At 55.2% G+C, this 14,885-nt stretch carries 21 protein-coding genes and 2 tRNA genes; 11 read left to right on the top strand and 12 right to left on the bottom strand.

Annotation, left to right across the window (positions count from 1 at the left end; translation table 11 throughout):
* Positions 1 to 187 precede the first annotated feature (187 nt).
* The 3 genes from Q0601_RS00510 to Q0601_RS00520 all read right to left on the bottom strand — a co-directional run bounded on the left by Q0601_RS00510 (position 188) and on the right by Q0601_RS00520 (position 2,355).
* Complete coding sequence (locus Q0601_RS00510; protein ID WP_305285980.1) at positions 188 to 613, bottom strand: hypothetical protein; 426 nt, start codon at positions 611 to 613, stop codon at positions 188 to 190.
* A 158-nt stretch (positions 614 to 771) separates the two neighbouring features.
* Positions 772 to 848: transfer RNA gene (locus tag Q0601_RS00515), tRNA-Arg, on the bottom strand.
* A 73-nt stretch (positions 849 to 921) separates the two neighbouring features.
* Positions 922 to 2,355: a sensor histidine kinase gene (locus Q0601_RS00520; RefSeq protein ID WP_305285982.1), complete on the bottom strand. Its 1,434-nt coding sequence runs from the start codon at positions 2,353 to 2,355 to the stop codon at positions 922 to 924.
* Between the two features lie 256 nt (positions 2,356 to 2,611).
* On the opposite strand from Q0601_RS00520, the gene rpmH reads away from it, so the two are divergent.
* From rpmH to yidD, 3 genes are all read left to right on the top strand, one after another.
* Positions 2,612 to 2,746, top strand: coding sequence for a 50S ribosomal protein L34 (rpmH, locus tag Q0601_RS00525; RefSeq protein WP_028725980.1), 135 nt, complete (start codon positions 2,612 to 2,614; stop codon positions 2,744 to 2,746).
* Positions 2,747 to 2,840: 94 nt separating this feature from the next.
* On the top strand, positions 2,841 to 3,212 hold the full coding sequence (rnpA, locus tag Q0601_RS00530; protein ID WP_305285995.1) for a ribonuclease P protein component: 372 nt from the start codon (positions 2,841 to 2,843) through the stop codon (positions 3,210 to 3,212).
* Positions 3,209 to 3,469, top strand: a complete 261-nt coding sequence (gene yidD, locus Q0601_RS00535; protein WP_305285997.1) for a membrane protein insertion efficiency factor YidD — start codon at positions 3,209 to 3,211, stop codon at positions 3,467 to 3,469. Before rnpA ends, yidD begins: the two co-directional genes overlap by 4 nt.
* Before the next feature lie 66 nt (positions 3,470 to 3,535).
* Here the strand turns inward: yidD and Q0601_RS00540 are convergent, their stop codons facing one another.
* Positions 3,536 to 4,549, bottom strand: a complete 1,014-nt coding sequence (locus Q0601_RS00540; protein WP_305285999.1) for a LacI family DNA-binding transcriptional regulator — start codon at positions 4,547 to 4,549, stop codon at positions 3,536 to 3,538.
* 101 nt (positions 4,550 to 4,650) lie between these two features.
* On the opposite strand from Q0601_RS00540, the gene Q0601_RS00545 reads away from it, so the two are divergent.
* The 4 genes from Q0601_RS00545 to Q0601_RS00560 all read left to right on the top strand — a co-directional run bounded on the left by Q0601_RS00545 (position 4,651) and on the right by Q0601_RS00560 (position 6,247).
* A tRNA-Arg gene (locus tag Q0601_RS00545) sits at positions 4,651 to 4,727 on the top strand.
* Positions 4,728 to 4,926: 199 nt separating this feature from the next.
* Positions 4,927 to 5,118, top strand: a complete 192-nt coding sequence (locus tag Q0601_RS00550; protein WP_305286001.1) for a hypothetical protein — start codon at positions 4,927 to 4,929, stop codon at positions 5,116 to 5,118.
* 324 nt (positions 5,119 to 5,442) lie between these two features.
* Positions 5,443 to 5,574, top strand: coding sequence for a hypothetical protein (locus tag Q0601_RS00555; protein WP_305286003.1), 132 nt, complete (start codon positions 5,443 to 5,445; stop codon positions 5,572 to 5,574).
* A gap of 328 nt (positions 5,575 to 5,902) precedes the next feature.
* Entirely contained in the window at positions 5,903 to 6,247 is a 345-nt protein-coding gene (locus tag Q0601_RS00560) for an energy transducer TonB (RefSeq protein WP_305286004.1), read from the top strand.
* A 453-nt stretch (positions 6,248 to 6,700) separates the two neighbouring features.
* On the opposite strand, the gene Q0601_RS00565 is transcribed toward Q0601_RS00560, so the two are convergent.
* Positions 6,701 to 6,928 (bottom strand): hypothetical protein, encoded by a 228-nt coding sequence (locus Q0601_RS00565; RefSeq protein ID WP_305286006.1) that lies wholly within the window; start codon positions 6,926 to 6,928, stop codon positions 6,701 to 6,703.
* A gap of 976 nt (positions 6,929 to 7,904) precedes the next feature.
* Positions 7,905 to 8,039, bottom strand: coding sequence for a hypothetical protein (locus tag Q0601_RS00570; RefSeq protein WP_305286008.1), 135 nt, complete (start codon positions 8,037 to 8,039; stop codon positions 7,905 to 7,907).
* Positions 8,040 to 8,437: 398 nt separating this feature from the next.
* Between Q0601_RS00570 and Q0601_RS00575 the strand changes: the two genes are divergently transcribed.
* Together Q0601_RS00575 and Q0601_RS00580 are read left to right on the top strand one after the other, a co-directional pair.
* On the top strand, positions 8,438 to 9,172 hold the full coding sequence (locus tag Q0601_RS00575; protein ID WP_305286010.1) for a DUF4123 domain-containing protein: 735 nt from the start codon (positions 8,438 to 8,440) through the stop codon (positions 9,170 to 9,172).
* A 343-nt stretch (positions 9,173 to 9,515) separates the two neighbouring features.
* Positions 9,516 to 10,136: a hypothetical protein gene (locus tag Q0601_RS00580; RefSeq protein WP_305286012.1), complete on the top strand. Its 621-nt coding sequence runs from the start codon at positions 9,516 to 9,518 to the stop codon at positions 10,134 to 10,136.
* A gap of 412 nt (positions 10,137 to 10,548) precedes the next feature.
* Here Q0601_RS00580 and Q0601_RS00585 read toward each other — a convergent pair whose 3' ends face one another.
* Both Q0601_RS00585 and Q0601_RS00590 read right to left on the bottom strand, forming a co-directional pair.
* Entirely contained in the window at positions 10,549 to 10,953 is a 405-nt protein-coding gene (locus tag Q0601_RS00585; protein WP_305286014.1) for a hypothetical protein, read from the bottom strand.
* Positions 10,954 to 10,956: 3 nt separating this feature from the next.
* Entirely contained in the window at positions 10,957 to 11,493 is a 537-nt protein-coding gene (locus Q0601_RS00590) for a lysozyme (protein WP_305286016.1), read from the bottom strand.
* A 126-nt stretch (positions 11,494 to 11,619) separates the two neighbouring features.
* Between Q0601_RS00590 and Q0601_RS00595 the strand changes: the two genes are divergently transcribed.
* Both Q0601_RS00595 and Q0601_RS00600 read left to right on the top strand, forming a co-directional pair.
* The gene (locus Q0601_RS00595) at positions 11,620 to 11,802 is read left to right on the top strand and encodes a type II toxin-antitoxin system HicA family toxin (RefSeq protein ID WP_305286018.1); all 183 of its coding nucleotides are present in this window, start codon (positions 11,620 to 11,622) and stop codon (positions 11,800 to 11,802) included.
* Positions 11,803 to 11,852: 50 nt separating this feature from the next.
* Positions 11,853 to 12,248, top strand: a complete 396-nt coding sequence (locus Q0601_RS00600) for a type II toxin-antitoxin system HicB family antitoxin (RefSeq protein ID WP_305286020.1) — start codon at positions 11,853 to 11,855, stop codon at positions 12,246 to 12,248.
* 1 nt (position 12,249) lies between these two features.
* On the opposite strand, the gene Q0601_RS00605 is transcribed toward Q0601_RS00600, so the two are convergent.
* The 4 genes from Q0601_RS00605 to Q0601_RS00620 all read right to left on the bottom strand — a co-directional run bounded on the left by Q0601_RS00605 (position 12,250) and on the right by Q0601_RS00620 (position 14,873).
* Positions 12,250 to 12,516 carry a hypothetical protein gene (locus tag Q0601_RS00605; RefSeq protein WP_305286022.1) on the bottom strand — a complete coding sequence of 89 codons (267 nt, stop codon included), beginning with the start codon at positions 12,514 to 12,516 and terminating at the stop codon, positions 12,250 to 12,252.
* 284 nt (positions 12,517 to 12,800) lie between these two features.
* Positions 12,801 to 13,415, bottom strand: a complete 615-nt coding sequence (locus tag Q0601_RS00610; RefSeq protein ID WP_305286024.1) for a hypothetical protein — start codon at positions 13,413 to 13,415, stop codon at positions 12,801 to 12,803.
* 592 nt (positions 13,416 to 14,007) lie between these two features.
* The gene (locus tag Q0601_RS00615; protein ID WP_305286026.1) at positions 14,008 to 14,499 is read right to left on the bottom strand and encodes an Lrp/AsnC family transcriptional regulator; all 492 of its coding nucleotides are present in this window, start codon (positions 14,497 to 14,499) and stop codon (positions 14,008 to 14,010) included.
* Positions 14,496 to 14,873, bottom strand: a complete 378-nt coding sequence (locus tag Q0601_RS00620; RefSeq protein ID WP_305286027.1) for a hypothetical protein — start codon at positions 14,871 to 14,873, stop codon at positions 14,496 to 14,498. The genes Q0601_RS00615 and Q0601_RS00620 overlap by 4 nt, the downstream gene beginning before the upstream one ends.
* Between the last annotated feature and the right edge of the window lie 12 nt (positions 14,874 to 14,885).

Consider the following 14,885-nt stretch of genomic DNA (forward strand, 5'->3'; position numbering starts at 1 on the left):
CGACGAAGACAGCGGGCGGTAACGGGTTTTTCGCGTCGATCACGGCAAGAGATGTCAGCTTCCAGAGATTATTGACTCACGGGCCGAGGATTTTCTGTGCCTGACGGCCAGGACCGTCAGGCACTTCCACCCCAATCGTCAAGCAACGCTGACTCACTGTGCCTGTGATGCGGGACAGAGTTGACATTCAGCCTGTGAACGCGATGAAGAGATTGCGCTGCGGATCGAACAGCGCAACATTTCCGCCGTGATCAAATGAGTTCATCGGGCTCGCCGCCTCAAGGTATTCCCAAAGGCTATGAGAGCCGGTCACCTTGCGGATTTTATTGTTCCAGCATTCGTCCGCATTGCCAAGCACGCGTATCTCAATCGCCATCTCATGGACACGCTCAGTCAGAGGATTGATGCTCCAAGGCTCGAAGTTTTGTGCTAATTCAGGAGGTCCAGCGGCAGGGGTAGCGCGATAGATCGCCACCACGCACGTAAAGACCTGTGATTCACTCGCGACAACGGTGAGGCTTTCTACGCTTCCATCAGCTACAAAATGATCAGCGATGTTCTCATCCAAGCAGGCAGATAGCAGGAAGATCGCAATTAGTGGCCAAAACTTCATGCCAACTCCCAAGCTCAGTCAACTGGCATCCTATCTGTAAAGACTAACGGCGGCAAAGGACTCTTCGCACCGATGACCTGACCCCGGTTCAGGTGCCCTTTGGGTCAGAAATCTGACGGAAAGCCAGAAATATCTGACAGACGATAAAAGAGGCTAAATGGCGGACCCGGGACGATTCGAACGCCCGACCCCCAGATTCGTAGTCTGGTGCTCTATCCAGCTGAGCTACGGGTCCGCTGTAGGGGGGTGATCTAACGATGTGGCCTTGGATGCGCAAGGGGGAATGGTAAGAAAAATTCGGTAAATGATCAGCGCGCAGTGTCCGGGCGCGACTCAGGGCGCGATAGGAGCGGAGCATTCACCTCGCGGGGGATGCGTATCATGAATTCGCTGCCTTCCGCGTCGCTGCGCAGGAGTTCCAGCCGCCCACCGTGACTGCGCACCAGATCCGCCGCGATCGCCATGCCGAGGCCGGTTCCGCCCTTGCGTACGCTGCTGGTGAATGGCTGGAACAGATATTCCCGCGCCTTGTCGGGCAGACCGGGGCCATCGTCGCCAATGCGAATCCACCATTCGCTGTCACTTTCACCCGCGCCGATCTCGATCAGGCCGGGTTGCCCGGTTCCCTCAAGCGCCTGCCGGGCATTTCTCGTCAGATTGCTGAGCACCCGGTACAGTTGATCGCGATCTGCCCGAATCATCAGGCTTGCCGGGATATCCGTCAGATACTCGACCAGCCCCGGCTCCGGAGCGGCCAGGGTTTCCGCTTCGATGACCTCGGCGGCGAGCTGGGCCAGATTGAACCGCGACAGGGATGGCGCAGGCTCTTCCGCCTTGCCGAAGGCGAGGGTGGTTTCGCACAGGGTCACGGCGCGGGAAATCGAGTTGAGCAGCTTCGGCGCCGCCCGCCTGACCTTGGGATCGGCACTGTCTTCCAGCCGGTCGGCAAAAATCTGTGCGGTGGTCAGAATATTGCGCAGGTCATGGCTGATTTTGGCAACCGCCTGTCCAAGCTGCGCCAGACGCTCCTTTTGCTTCAGCGAAGAAGTGACGGTCTTCTGCATCGCCTCAAGCGCGATTTCGGCATTGCGCAATTCGACAAGCCGCGCGTCCGGGGTAATGATATGGCGCGGATCGTCCGGCGCTTCGGCATAGGCCGAAAGGTTGCTGATGACGCGGCGGATGGGAACCAGAATCAGGCGCTGCGCGGCAAGGTTCAGCAGGATGGCCGTCAGAATGGAGAAGGCGGCGGATGTCACCAGAATGCGCAGGCCGAAATCTATCATTCCGCTTCGCAGCGGAGCGGTCTGCATGGTGATCTCGATCAACTGCCCGGCCTGATTGACCGGTGCGCCGATCACGCGAATCACCTGATCCCTGCTTTCGGCCAGCGTTCCCATTGCGTCTGTGATAGATTGCCAGGGACGGGTCTCACGCAGATCATAGGTTTCGATAACAGGCCCCGGTATCGGTGACGAAAGCACAAGCTGCCGGATGTCGTCACGCCGCAGGACCACGTTGAATACTCCGGCATTCTGCAAAAGCTCGGATTCCAGGTCACTGGCCAGAGCGTCATCAGTCGCCAGCAGCGCGAGGCTGGCGATCTGGGCGCGTTCCAGTCGCGATTCAAGATAGTCCAGGCGATAATTCGACAATGCTGGCAAAAGAATGAATATTTCTGCCAGTATGACGAAGATGATCGTCAATGCAGCGAATCGGCCAGAGATGGTATTCAGTTTCATCTTCTCTCGGTTCTGTGCGCTTCGGCTGCTATGTAATCACGCGAACGCGATTTTTACATATCGAACGAAACAGGCAGGCTCAGAGTTCCCGGATCTTGTTGCGTCAAGCTGCCGCAGGCATTTCAACGGTTGACGCAGTAACCGGCTTGCACTATCCAGCGGGCTTCAGACAACCGGCGGTTATCGTGCGGGGCGGTGCTTTCAGGCTGCCTTGTCGTCTGCCGCCAACCGCAAGCTACGACCCGGAGACAGGAATATGAAGCGCACTTTTCAACCGTCGAACCTTGTTCGTGCGCGCCGTCACGGCTTTCGCGCCCGTATGGCCACCAAAGGTGGCCGCCGCGTGCTGAATGCCCGCCGTGCCAAAGGCCGCAAGCGTCTTTCGGCCTGATTCATTCCGGAGGGCTTTTGCCCTGCCGGTAAAAGGCCCGAACATGCCGCCCTTGCCCCATCCTTGTACCAATACTCGGTCCCCGGATGATGGCATGGCGGCTTTTCGCATGGATAACAATCCGCATCAGTGCAAGATGCCTGTGATCATCCGGAAACGTGCTGATTTTCTGGCCGCAGCGCGTGCACGCCGTCAGCCGATGCCGGGTTTTCTTCTACAGGCGCGGGATCGCGGTGATGACGGGCCGGCGCGGGTCGGTTTTACCTGCTCGAAGAAGATCGGCAATGCCGTTACGCGAAACCGGGCCAAGCGCCGGCTGCGCGAGGTTGCGCGGCACATCCTGGCCAGCACTGCCCGGCGAGGTTGGGATTATGTCCTGATTGGTCGCCCCGAAACCACGGTCAGCCGCGAATTTGCCTCGCTTTGCGACGATTTGACCCGGGCATTGCGCAAGGTGCATAAATGAGCCCGCTTGCTCATCTTTTTGCTCTGCCGGTCCGGGCTTATCGACTGATCGGGTCACCTTGGGTGGGGCATGGCTGCCGCTTCCAGCCCACTTGCTCTGCCTATGCGCTTGAGGCGCTTCAGCGTCACGGCGCGTTTCGAGGCGGCTGGCTGACCCTGCGGCGCATTGCGCGGTGTCATCCCTGGGGAGGGCAGGGCTTCGATCCCGTTCCGCAATGCGGTTCGGATTGCAATGACCAAGAAGAGCATCGCGATTAACTGCATGCGATATTCTACCGGGCCGGAATGGCCGATACCGTGGGATCAGGATCATGGGAACAGCCCTTAACGGATGGTGTCCCCGGGCATGAATGTTGGGGCCAGCTGAATGACGCGCCCTTCCGGCGGCGCTTCCTTCCCTGCAACAAGTCGCGCGGCACGCCGTCCGATTTCCACCCGTCGTGCGTCGGTCGTCGCCAGGCGCATCGGCAGGCCGTCCAGCAAATCCACCCCATTGAAGCCTGCAAGCCCCAATTGGTTGGGAATGTTATAGCCTTTGTCCAGACAGTGCAGTAAACCCCCTGCGCCTATCATGTCGTTGGAGTAATAAAGAAAATCCAGATCAGGCGCGCGGGTCAGGATTCGTTCGGTCAGTTCCCGGCCTTTCAGAAGCGATGAGCCGCCCTGATAATATTCCCGCCCCGCAAGCTGCACGCCGGCGGCGGCCAGTCCCTGCTCGAATCCTTCCATGCGTTTACGGGCGCGGTGATCTTCGGGCATATGGGTGCCGACAAAACCGATCCGGCGATAGCCTGCCGCAAGCAACCGTTCGGCCATCTCGCGTCCGGCCCGGATATGCGAAATTCCGACGATCGTATCGACTGCTTCGCCGTCCGTATCCATGATTTCGATAACCGGGATGCCGGAATTGGCAAGCATCGCTCGCGAGGCCTTGCTATGTTCCAGCCCTGCAAGAATGACGCCCGAGGGCCGCCATGACAGCATGTCGTAAAGGACCATCTCTTCCCGTGCCGGAGAGTAATTCGTTACCCCGACCACGGGCTGCAACCCGGTATCGTCCAACTCGGCCGAGACCCCGCCCAGAACATCGGGAAATACGAGATTCGACAATGAAGGAATGACCACCGCAATCAGATTGACCCTTTGGCTTGCCAGCCCTCCGGCAATCTTGTTCGGCACATAGCCCAATGTTTTCGCGGCGGTCAGGACCTTTTCCCGCGTTGCCGCCGAAACATCCCCCCGATTTCGCAGAACACGGCTGACCGTCATCTCGGACACCCCGGACGCTTCGGAAACATCACGCAAGGTCAACGAGCGGCGAGAGCGGGGATTGTTCATTTCTGTCCAATGAAAATTTGCTATCATTTATATGTTAGCGGACATCAACTGACAGGACAACCTTGCCATTGGGATACTGGCCGGCCTAAACACCAGCATAAGGCCCCGTGGCTCAACTGGATAGAGCAGCCCCCTCCTAAGGGGCAGGTTACAGGTTCGAATCCTGTCGGGGTCACCATCTAAGTAACTCTGAATTATAAGAAATTTATCTGCCACACCAAATCTGACATCAGCTCTGATGTGGCAGAACGAGGCAAGAACATGTATCATGTTGTGGCACAGAATTGGCACAGTGATTCTGGTTCCGTTCTTGTCCGAATCGTGCCGGTAGTTTGAATCCGGTTGCCGCGGGCGAGGAGGCGCGCCATTACCGCCCCATGAAAGCGACACATGACGACAAGACATTTATCCTGACCGGACGGTACTGGTCCGGAATATTTCCGGTCGAAGAACTGCCGAAGCAACTGGCCTTTTACCGCGGTCAGCGAGCGAAGTTCCCCAAGGCTAAGGGCACCTATGACGCAACGATCGAGGCGCTGGAGAAGCCGGCGAATGAGATCGGCCTATGAAAAGCCCGCGCCGGAAGACCGGCGCAGACAATCTCGGCCTCTGCTCAAAAGGCCATCCTGTGACAGGGAGACACAGGGGGCGGAGGGTTCAGGACTGCTCTGCGCCCACTATAACAACATCGGACCGCCGGAAATGTTCCTGATGGGTAACTGCGCATAAAAGGTCCGCGCTTGGGAGGCGATCCATCTACTCCGGAATAATCTTTTGAGCGATACCCGCGTGTTGCGCGATCACTGATCAGAGCCTGATGTAAACCGCCCTCAATGTCCCCATGTGTAAGGTATCCGCACAGTAATCCTGCGCGGTGTTATGGAGGGCCTCTCATGAGCACCCCGGAAAAAAACCACCCCGATCAGAAAACCGAGCCGCAACAAAATCAGGCGGAGCCGGTAAAAGACCCCAAACAGCAAGGCGATAACGATAAGAAGCCTTCCGGGAGTCGGCTTCCCGGTTGATCGAAAAGATCATGCGGTGCGGCGCTGGGAGGATGAGGGAGGCCTTATACCTTCTAGCTTGATCGCAGTCGCGGCGTTAATGCCAAGTTAAATTCGGCGGGGTAAAACCCGCCGTTTATGCATGGAAAAGCCCGCGCTAATGGGAGCGCGGGCCATTAGGTGATGAGAAAAGCATGTTTGGAAACAGCACTTATATGAGGAATACTAATGACAGGGGTATGACAGCGCGTGGTAAATCTGCCTGTATAGGACCGTCCTTCATCGGTTTTCGTGCCTGATCTGGCTGCTACAATCGCGCAGTAATCTGTCGCGTTTACGGAGAGAGTACATGAGGAAACTGGTTTTTGCTTTGGCACTTGCTATGGCGAGTGGCACGGCCCAGGCTGACAAGCGTTCGCTCGTTACCGATTGGGGAGGCGAAATCTCTAAGGCCATACTCGAGGCAATCAGCCAGCCTCCTGTTGATATATACTGGCACGACGGCTCAGAATACTACCTGTACATCACAGTTAAACGTGACGGGACGGTCGTTGATATTAGGAGTTCGGCGCCTAGAGACGATCAGATTGTGATAGAGTTCAAGCGCAGGATAATGAAGGCATCTCCCCTTCCTCCTGCGCCGAAGCTACTGTCTTATGACACCTATTCGTTTGCAGTCCCTGTAGGTATGTAGGGCTGTGCGCATGAAAAAGCCCGCGCCAGAGAGCCAGCGCGGGTTAAGCTTGGACACACGGGCTGCCAAAGCCCACGCACCGGTGACGTACCTTGGACGTCCAGTTGCACGCTATCCGTAAGATTACCTACGCAGAATTACGCATAAAAATCCCGCGCTAGATGGGGGTCCAGCGCGGGTTAGTCTGAACCAACGGGGTTATGAAGCCCGTTGCGGACAGCATATATCCAACGCTGTACCGATGGGCAACGAGTGGAAATGTCCATGAAAAGCCCCGCTCGATGGCGGGAAGGATATCGAAGGCATGTCCCGCTGCCTCGTGCGGCTCACCGCTCCAATCCTCCCGCATTCCGGACAATGGCATCTCGCGAACAACTGATCCCGGTGGACGAACCCCGACAGCGTGATGATCGAATGATGATCGCAGGAGCAATATATGTGGGCGGTGTTCAGTCACTCGTCCAGCGTTCTGCCCGCCAGCCTCTCAAGTATCCGCTCCGCTCCGTAGTCGCCTTGCCTGTGCTTCTCGTCAGCGGCCTTCAGCAGCCAGTTCATCATCTCATTTTTGCTGGCGATCGATCCGCGATGCTCGCATGCCATCACAAGCAAGCGGTAAAGCTGCTCAATGGCGCTTTCGTACTGATCGGGCGTTTCTTCGTGGTGTTCGGTGATCTCGGTCATTATTCTTCCTCAATCAACTATGGCCCATCAACGATAGCCGAAGTCTGGCCCGTGCCCCATTGGGATGCCTCAGTCAAACCACCAGTCCAACAAGATGATGACAAGGACTGCGGCACCCAAAAGATAAAGGATGGCGTGGGCGCTTCGTCCTCGGATGAATTTCCTCATAGGCACTCCGGCTATCAATCTTTCTCTATTTACTCCGGTTCATCATCCTTGATCCTGAACGTTGCCACCAAGTGATACTGTAACTGGACGTCAAGAACATCTGAGTTAATATCGGGGATTGACAGTGTTTCGGGTGGTGGTGAGCAAGGCTGTATGAAGTGGATTGAGGTGAAATGCGAGATTTGCAACTGTCATGGGCGCTATCGCAAAGAACGGTTCCATGAGATTTCCGGGACGGATCATCCGCCGAGTGCGCTAACCAAGTTCGCGGCGGAGATGGGATGCGCGAAAGCGATCGAACAGGGGTGGCAGTTCGTTCGCTATGATAATCTGATCATGCACGATCGATGCGGAATCCAATATTACAGACGGGATGGGTGATTGCGGTTGATGCTAAAGCTGAATGAGCCCGGCGTAAATTAGGGTTTCTTTCGACTTTTGGGGGTAGGTTGAACGGGAGTCGACAACGTTGCTTCCGCAGCCTCTTTTTCAATGCGAGCAGCTTTAAGCTTAACGTTCAGATCACGTTGGCGCCGCTGCTGTTCCTCTACAATTTTCTTGGCAACCGTCGTGGTTCGATCAAGCATTGTCTCTTTCGCTGTGTATGCTTGTCCATATGGCGAACTCGGGCTTTTCTTTCGCGACATATTTTCTCCGTAAGTTATTCTGACCTGACGAGTGCTTGATATAGAGATCGGCGGGTTTTACCCCGCCGGCTAATTGGATGCTATTGCCAGAGCTGCAATAAGGCTGGAAGGCAGAAGCCCACCCTCATTCTCCCAGCGTTCTATCGAGACATTTTTTGTATTCAGCTGGCGTTTTGATCTGTCGAGGCGGGCTCTTTGTTCTTCTCCCCGTCCTGCTTCGGGGTCTTCACCTGCTCCGACTGGTCACTTGGTTGAATGTCTTTCTGTTCGGGCTTCGGTTTATACGGGGCGCTCATCGGCATTCCCTCCATAACACCGCGCAGGATTACTGTGCGGATACAGTAGACGTGGGGTCTTGGCAGCCGATATACATCAGGTCCAGGTCAATAATCGCACAAGGCATGGAGATCATTCCTAAGATTGACCAGCGCCAGCGGTAAACTCTGCAGCGTGCGACCGCGATTTCACAGCGAGCCGGCGCTTTTCAGTGCCTCTGCCCGCCGATCTCGCCCAGTGATCGCATCCAGTCGTTCTTGTAGCTTTGCGCGGGCCATCTGTTCCAGCTGCTCCTGAGACAGGCAGGGATTATAGCTTGGAATTTTCCGAACCTATTGACTCTCCGTCCGCGACGCCGCCTGATTGCTTCTGGTGAAAACATTGATCCTTCGAGGCGGAAATGGTCGAGGATGCGGACATGGATGACCCGTGGCAAGTACCGGCTGGGGGTTTCTCGCCGAACGCCGAAGACGGCGATCCTATCTGTATTGAAACCATAGAGAATGTTGAGCCACTGGACCGACAATTTGGGATCAGTCCCAAGAAGACCGTTCCGGACGTGCTGCGGGAGGTCATTTTCGGTCAGCCCGAGCCGACCCAACCCGAAATTGAAATAGCAGGCGGAGATCCAGCTAATGTGCCATCGATGCAGACCTATGCTATCCTGGATGCAGCGAAGGTCACAAACCTGCCCGAGCTATTAGGAGCAAGCGGGTTAGAGCATCGTTGCCTGTTCAAAGGTAATGCCTATGATGATCTGAAGGATGTGGCGCCGTGGCTTGTCCGGTTGGAAGAGGGAAACGACTTCACTCGCCGTTTGTTCACCGGTCCTGACGGCATCAACGGGCTATGGGACAAAGAGCCGGGGATCTACGTGCGGTCACGCGGAATTCTGGATGAAATATTTCGACATTTTAGAAAATTCACTCGCTTGCGAGACAAAAAAGACCAGTGGAGATACTTCCGGTTTTGGGATCCTGAATTTTTTACAATTGCCTCAATGTTCGCAAAAGCAAAAAGATGTGATGTCTCAATAATTATGGGACGAACAATAACTCTATCTTCTGTCGGAAATTATGTAATTGATCCAGCGGAAGGTAGACATGCCAGTAGTCGTGATCGTGAAGAGCGAGAAATAGAGATATTTAATTAATCTGCAAAGTATATCTTGATAAATAAGAAAATTAAGAGTCATGAAAAGGAATTCAAAAAAAGTATGAAGGCGTCATTTGTGATGAGATCTTACGTGACCATGTTCGGAAATCCCGCGATAAAGGGGACTGGGCATGTTGGAATAGGGATTGTTTGTGATATTGTTTACGCTTCGCACTATTTTTTTGATGAAAACTTTGATGTTGTGAAACACATGTGGGCGTCGTGTAAGGTTAATGATGAGTGGCGATTTGATAAAATAGTTAGATTGAGAAACACAATGATTTTTTGCCTAAGGACTGGAATTAATCCCGTGAAAATAGATAATATTTGGAGCTAATGTTATGGGGAGTTCTGGAACGTCGAACACCGATGGCGACGAAGCAGGAATCGAAGAGGATGTTCAAACGGCCGCGGCTGGGGCGGATGACGAAAGTGACGCCGAAGCGTCATGCCCATGCCCTAAGTGGAAGTATGAAATCGGTGCCAACCATATCGGCGGGGCTTTGGGCAGGGAGTATTATCATCTTTTTGTACGGGTAACTGATTTGATGAACTTGTCGAGCCCGACATATAGAGCGGGGCCGAGTGCCGATGGGCAGCCGGCTATCAGCGGTGTCATCATGGGGACGATGACACCCGATTCAGTGGTGACGCCCAACGAGGATTATGAAAGTTCCGATGATGAGCTAAGCTTAGGGTACATTTTGCCTACGATATTCAATAATTTTCCGGGGTCACTCGAAGATACAGGAGTTGCGATATTCGGAGAGGCAGTAATTCTCGACAAGGATCATAACCTTGGTTTGACACAGCACTCCCAAGAAATTGCCGACAAAAAAATAAAATACGTTCCAACAGGACCTAACAGTAACTCATACGCCACTACAATTGTAAACGAAGAGGGCATCGGTGCAGAGCCGCCAGATTGCTGGGCTCCAGGAGCGGGTGTTAGCTTACTATGAGAATTATCATTGCATTCTTAATGTTATTCTCAACCTCTGCAATGGGAGATGCTGATATGAACTGCATAATGATAAATTATGACATGTCGCCTGAACAAGCTCAAAACCTGGTTGAAAAAAGTATCAGGCAAGTTCCCGTTGAGGACGTCCCCGGCCTTTTTTGTCAGGATCATCTCTTTTACCCTCCAAATGTGACCTTCTCCGACGATGGTACGTTTTATGTCGGGCTTTCCATCCAAGAAACCAGGGGGGGCTTGCCTAGGCTTCATAGGTTCATATTTCACTGGAGCGTTAGAGAAGGAGCAACGGACAAGTTGCTAGATGTAAATTATGGAACCTTATCTCCATGAAACTACATGTATATATTGATCAGGGCTTTGATCTTTGCTGCGTCCTCCGCTACCTATCGCCTTCACAGCGCGCCGGCGCCTTTCAACGCCTCAGCTAGCCGGTCCCGCCCGGTGATCGTGTCCAACCGTTCCTGTAGCTTTGCCCGTGCCATCTGTTCCAGTTGCTCCTGAGACGGGCCGAGCTTGCGTATCGCGCCGGGAACGGATTGCCTCACATAGCTGACGATTTCACCCGCCGTGCGATCCGGCACCGCGATGGAGGGATGGCGCTGCAAGGTATCAATGGCCAGACCCACACCGGTATTCAGGGCCGAGTGGAGCGCAGCGCGATGCCGGGCCTCGATGTCGATCCGCCACCGCTCTGGCAGGCGGCGGAAGAACCACGCCAGCGCAGCCAGAATCAGCCAGACGGCATAATCCACGATGATTGGTTGCAGAATGTTCTGCATGCTGTCGATGATGTTCATGACTTAACCTCCAATGGCTGCGAGACAGATGCGCTGTTCCGCAGCGCGGCGGTTCACGAGGCCTTGGACGGTTTTTCCGCCAGCCTTGTTCCAGCGTGGCAGCTCGTTGCAGGCATCGCGCCATCGGCCCGCATTGGCGCGCTTCGCCAGCGTCGAGCTGCAAGCGGCACCGGTGCCGACGTTGTAGGACCAAGAGATCAAGGCGACCTGCACATCGAGAGGCTGATCGGGCAGGGCAGGGATGCACCGGTTCAGCGGTTCGCGGAACTCGGCCAGAGCATCCATCAGCATCTTGCCGCACTCGGCCGAGGTGTAGCGGTCACCCTGCTTGACGCCTCGCGTTTCGCCGTAACAGACCGTCCAGACTGGCGGGCTGGCGACGCGATCGAGATAGGCTTCGGTGCGTTCGCCTTCCCACGGACCAACGAATGCGGCAGCGGCAGCGAGAACGGCAGCAGCGCCAGTTGTGGTCGCCGCTTTGCGCTTGGACGAAAACAGTGAGGCAATCCACGCCCAGAGCGCGGACAGGAATTGGTTCATAACATTCTCCATGAAGAAGCCGCCCAAAAGGCGGCGCAGCTAGGGCGGTATTTGTGTATTTATTTACACGTAGCGCTTGACGCGTCGGCTGACCTTGTGTATATATTTACACAGAAAGGAGGCGCGATGGAGCGAAATTCGAAAAAGCTCCTGAAGATGCTCAAAGCGGAAGGCTTCGAGGAAGTGTCAAAAAAAGGCTCTCACCTGAAGCTTCGGAAAGGCGAAAGGACCGTAATCCTTCCACATCCGAAGAAAGACCTGCCGCTAGGGACAGTCAGAAGCATATACGAACAGGCAGGGCTGCTTTAGGCCCTGCTTCCTTCGCGCTCCCGGAAACAGCAAGTCGCAAGAGGAAAAACATGCGTTACTTTACAGCTATCGTTCACAAAGACGAGGATAGCGCCTATGGGTTGACCTTCCCCGATCTTCCCGGCTGCTTTGCCGCGGCAGATACCTGGGATGGAATTCCCGCAGTTGCGGCGGAAGCCCTCGATCTGTGGTTTGAGGATATGCCGGATGTTGTTCCGGCATCCCTCGATGATATTCGCCAGCGGAAAGACGTGGCGGAAGCCCTTGCCGCTGGCGCAGTTCTGATGCCGGTTCCCTATATCCCGGCTGATACAGCACTGGCCCGGGTGAATATTTCGATGGAACGCGGGCTATTGCGGGCTATCGATGAAACCGCGAAAGCTCGTGGAATGACACGGTCATCGTTCATAGCGTCATCAGCTCGCAGGGAGCTTGTCGGCGCTTAGATTACGGCCCCCTGTCGATCTTCGCCTCGATCTTGCGCAGGCTGTCGAGGATGAGGATCAGCCGTTCATCCTGTCGGGCTGTCGTGTATTCGACAGATCGAATGCGGGCCTCGTTGGAGGAAATGGCCTTAGCTTGCTCTGCCGCCTTCTCTGACAGGCTCTCGGTCGTAGAGACCAGTTGCTGCCATCCGAACAAGATCCCTGCGATCGTCCCGGCACCCACCAGCAGGTTACCGGTGCTAATTCGTTTGTCGATCTCCCAAGCCATATGGCCTCCTTTCGGGCATAGAAAAAGCCCTGCGCGAGGCGGGGCTGACGAAACGTCGAAGTGTCGCGGACACAAAGAACTAGCCGAAATGCGCTTGCATAACGTGCAGTGATGGGCGAGTTATCGCCTATGGCTAGGATCGGCATGACCCATGGATGAATTCAAAGACGCGCTTGAAAAGCTGGCGAATAAGCGCGCTTTGCGCGAGGCGCGGGAAAGGCGGAAGATCCAGAAGGATCTGGCGAAGGGCCTCATGGATGATCATGCAGATGATGAGTCCGAGGCTAAATCGCCGCCGAGTTCGAAACGGACCATGGTCCGGGCCCGTCTGAGAATACAGCTCGCACCATTCCGATATGGCGCCCTGGCGGCGGCGCGGAAACCCTGTGCTGCGTAGCTGACACCGCTTCGACGGCCGGAATGACCAGGCTGTCAAACTCGACAATTGCGACTTCATACGACACGGCACCTGCTACGGGCGTCCATGACAGAAGCAGGTCACTGCCCGAGGCGCTCCATTCCGTGATTACTGGAGCCGACCGCTGATTAAGAACGGTGGTTTCCTGCAAAATTCCGGTCGCGATCACCTCGTGCCCCAGATTGGTCGGATGGATGTTGTCGTCTGATATGACATCCTGACCCACAGTTATGTTCGAAAACTGAACTTGCCCGTCAGTATTTGCACCGTCAACCGTGAGCATAAGGTCATAGAACTCCGCTCCTTCCGGAGACGTCCCTTCATTGGTGAATATTTGAACAGACGTGTCCGAAAGCGTGATGTAATCGCCGCTGGTCGTGGAAATTACGGTGTCGGGATTCTCTGAGCTTAACCAGCGGATTTGAATTCGGGCGCGACCGGTGGTTCCGCCGAGACGACGAATATCGGCTGAAATCCACAACTCGCCCTCCGGAACGGGGGATACATTACCCCCCTGATTGTTAGAAACCGTTGTGAGCGTGCCAACATAGGTCGCTGAACATGCAAGCGAGCGAACATCGAGTATCGTTCGCCGCATTCTGCTGGGCGCCATTCTTTCGCGACCAATGCCATGCGTCTTGGAGTCGGAATCAAGGATGCGATGGACGCCGGAGGATGGAAGTCAGCCGCATTGTTCATGGAAACATATGTCCACAGCGATGATCCGGGGCGACGTGTCGTCTCTGCCTTAGAAGGCACAAAATTGGCACAGGTTTCGGCCGGAAAGAGAAAACAGAAGAAAAAACAATTACCTAAAAAGGGCGGTTAATTCCCTCCTAAGGGGCAGGTTACAGGTTCGAATCCTGTCGGGGTCACCATTAAAGAAAATAAAGTGAATTATTCGAAACGGCGGGTTTGTGACGAATGTCATGACCAGAACGCGGCAAGAATATGTATCGAGCTGTGGCACAATCCCGGCAGAACGATTCTCGACCGGATCGCGCAGAAGAGAGACGGGCGATCCCATGACGGCAGGTCACAGCGCCGAATAATAGCCGAAAGCCTGACTCGCGTCAGACCGTTTCCACATCGATCGGCAAGGCGGTGGTCGTCCGGACGGTTTCCATCGCGAATTTAGATGTCACGTTCCGGCATGGCAACGCGCGTGTCAGTTCCAGATAGAACTGGTCAAAGGCAGAGGTGTCGGCCACAACGACCTTCAGCAGGTAATCGATATCACCTGCCATTCGATAAACCTCTACGATTTCATCGAATTGCGGGATGATCTTTCGAAACTGCGCTCGCCATTCCGGGCTGTGATCCGCAGCCTCGATTTCGATGAATACCATCAATCCAAGGCCAATCGTATCGGGATCAACCAGGGCAACCCGGCCGGTGATGATCCTGGCAGCTTCGAGCTTTTGCACCCTTTTCCAGCAGGGCGTCTGAGACAATCCGACACGCTCTGCCAATTGTGCCACGGGCAGGGTCGCGTCTCGCATCAGTTCATGAAGGATTTTTCGGTCAATCCTGTCGAGTGCGGGCGTGTTTACTGGAGCGTTCATTTATATGGTCCTGCCATCAAGTTGGTCCACGGTGGCGCAAGCCGGGCGAAGAATTCGCTTTCGGCTTGCGCGAGGAGCCATGCATTCGGCTCTTCTCTTCTCAGCCCGAAATCATACAGGCTCTGGTGCAGCAGGGCCTGCCAGATCGGATCGAACCGGCCTCGCCGGGGCCTGGGCATCACGATCACGCGCAGCTGGCGTTGCGCTTCGGGGTAACTGCGCCAGACGCAAACCCATTTCGGCGCTGCGGTGCGAATTTCCCATCCATCCCCGATCTCGCTCGGAGCTGGCCCCGCCACCCGCAACTTCGCCGTCGTGAACCACAGCGCGGCACGAAGCCGGAAATGCGGGCCGGATTGGGGCAGGGGTTGCATCGCACCCGCCCA

This window comes from Paracoccus wurundjeri (assembly GCF_030678915.1).
Lineage (GTDB): Bacteria > Pseudomonadota > Alphaproteobacteria > Rhodobacterales > Rhodobacteraceae > Paracoccus > Paracoccus onubensis_A.

Coding starts and splice junctions, on each gene's coding strand:
- Q0601_RS00510 (WP_305285980.1), bottom strand. CDS start 613: ATGAAGTTTTGGCCACTAATTGCGATCTTCCTGCTATCTGCCTGCTTG.
- Q0601_RS00520 (WP_305285982.1), bottom strand. CDS start 2,355: ATGAAACTGAATACCATCTCTGGCCGATTCGCTGCATTGACGATCATC.
- rpmH (WP_028725980.1), top strand. CDS start 2,612: ATGAAGCGCACTTTTCAACCGTCGAACCTTGTTCGTGCGCGCCGTCAC.
- rnpA (WP_305285995.1), top strand. CDS start 2,841: ATGGCGGCTTTTCGCATGGATAACAATCCGCATCAGTGCAAGATGCCT.
- yidD (WP_305285997.1), top strand. CDS start 3,209: ATGAGCCCGCTTGCTCATCTTTTTGCTCTGCCGGTCCGGGCTTATCGA.
- Q0601_RS00540 (WP_305285999.1), bottom strand. CDS start 4,549: ATGAACAATCCCCGCTCTCGCCGCTCGTTGACCTTGCGTGATGTTTCC.
- Q0601_RS00550 (WP_305286001.1), top strand. CDS start 4,927: ATGAAAGCGACACATGACGACAAGACATTTATCCTGACCGGACGGTAC.
- Q0601_RS00555 (WP_305286003.1), top strand. CDS start 5,443: ATGAGCACCCCGGAAAAAAACCACCCCGATCAGAAAACCGAGCCGCAA.
- Q0601_RS00560 (WP_305286004.1), top strand. CDS start 5,903: ATGAGGAAACTGGTTTTTGCTTTGGCACTTGCTATGGCGAGTGGCACG.
- Q0601_RS00565 (WP_305286006.1), bottom strand. CDS start 6,928: ATGACCGAGATCACCGAACACCACGAAGAAACGCCCGATCAGTACGAA.
- Q0601_RS00570 (WP_305286008.1), bottom strand. CDS start 8,039: ATGAGCGCCCCGTATAAACCGAAGCCCGAACAGAAAGACATTCAACCA.
- Q0601_RS00575 (WP_305286010.1), top strand. CDS start 8,438: ATGGATGACCCGTGGCAAGTACCGGCTGGGGGTTTCTCGCCGAACGCC.
- Q0601_RS00580 (WP_305286012.1), top strand. CDS start 9,516: ATGGGGAGTTCTGGAACGTCGAACACCGATGGCGACGAAGCAGGAATC.
- Q0601_RS00585 (WP_305286014.1), bottom strand. CDS start 10,953: ATGAACATCATCGACAGCATGCAGAACATTCTGCAACCAATCATCGTG.
- Q0601_RS00590 (WP_305286016.1), bottom strand. CDS start 11,493: ATGAACCAATTCCTGTCCGCGCTCTGGGCGTGGATTGCCTCACTGTTT.
- Q0601_RS00595 (WP_305286018.1), top strand. CDS start 11,620: ATGGAGCGAAATTCGAAAAAGCTCCTGAAGATGCTCAAAGCGGAAGGC.
- Q0601_RS00600 (WP_305286020.1), top strand. CDS start 11,853: ATGCGTTACTTTACAGCTATCGTTCACAAAGACGAGGATAGCGCCTAT.
- Q0601_RS00605 (WP_305286022.1), bottom strand. CDS start 12,516: ATGGCTTGGGAGATCGACAAACGAATTAGCACCGGTAACCTGCTGGTG.
- Q0601_RS00615 (WP_305286026.1), bottom strand. CDS start 14,499: ATGAACGCTCCAGTAAACACGCCCGCACTCGACAGGATTGACCGAAAA.
- Q0601_RS00620 (WP_305286027.1), bottom strand. CDS start 14,873: ATGCAACCCCTGCCCCAATCCGGCCCGCATTTCCGGCTTCGTGCCGCG.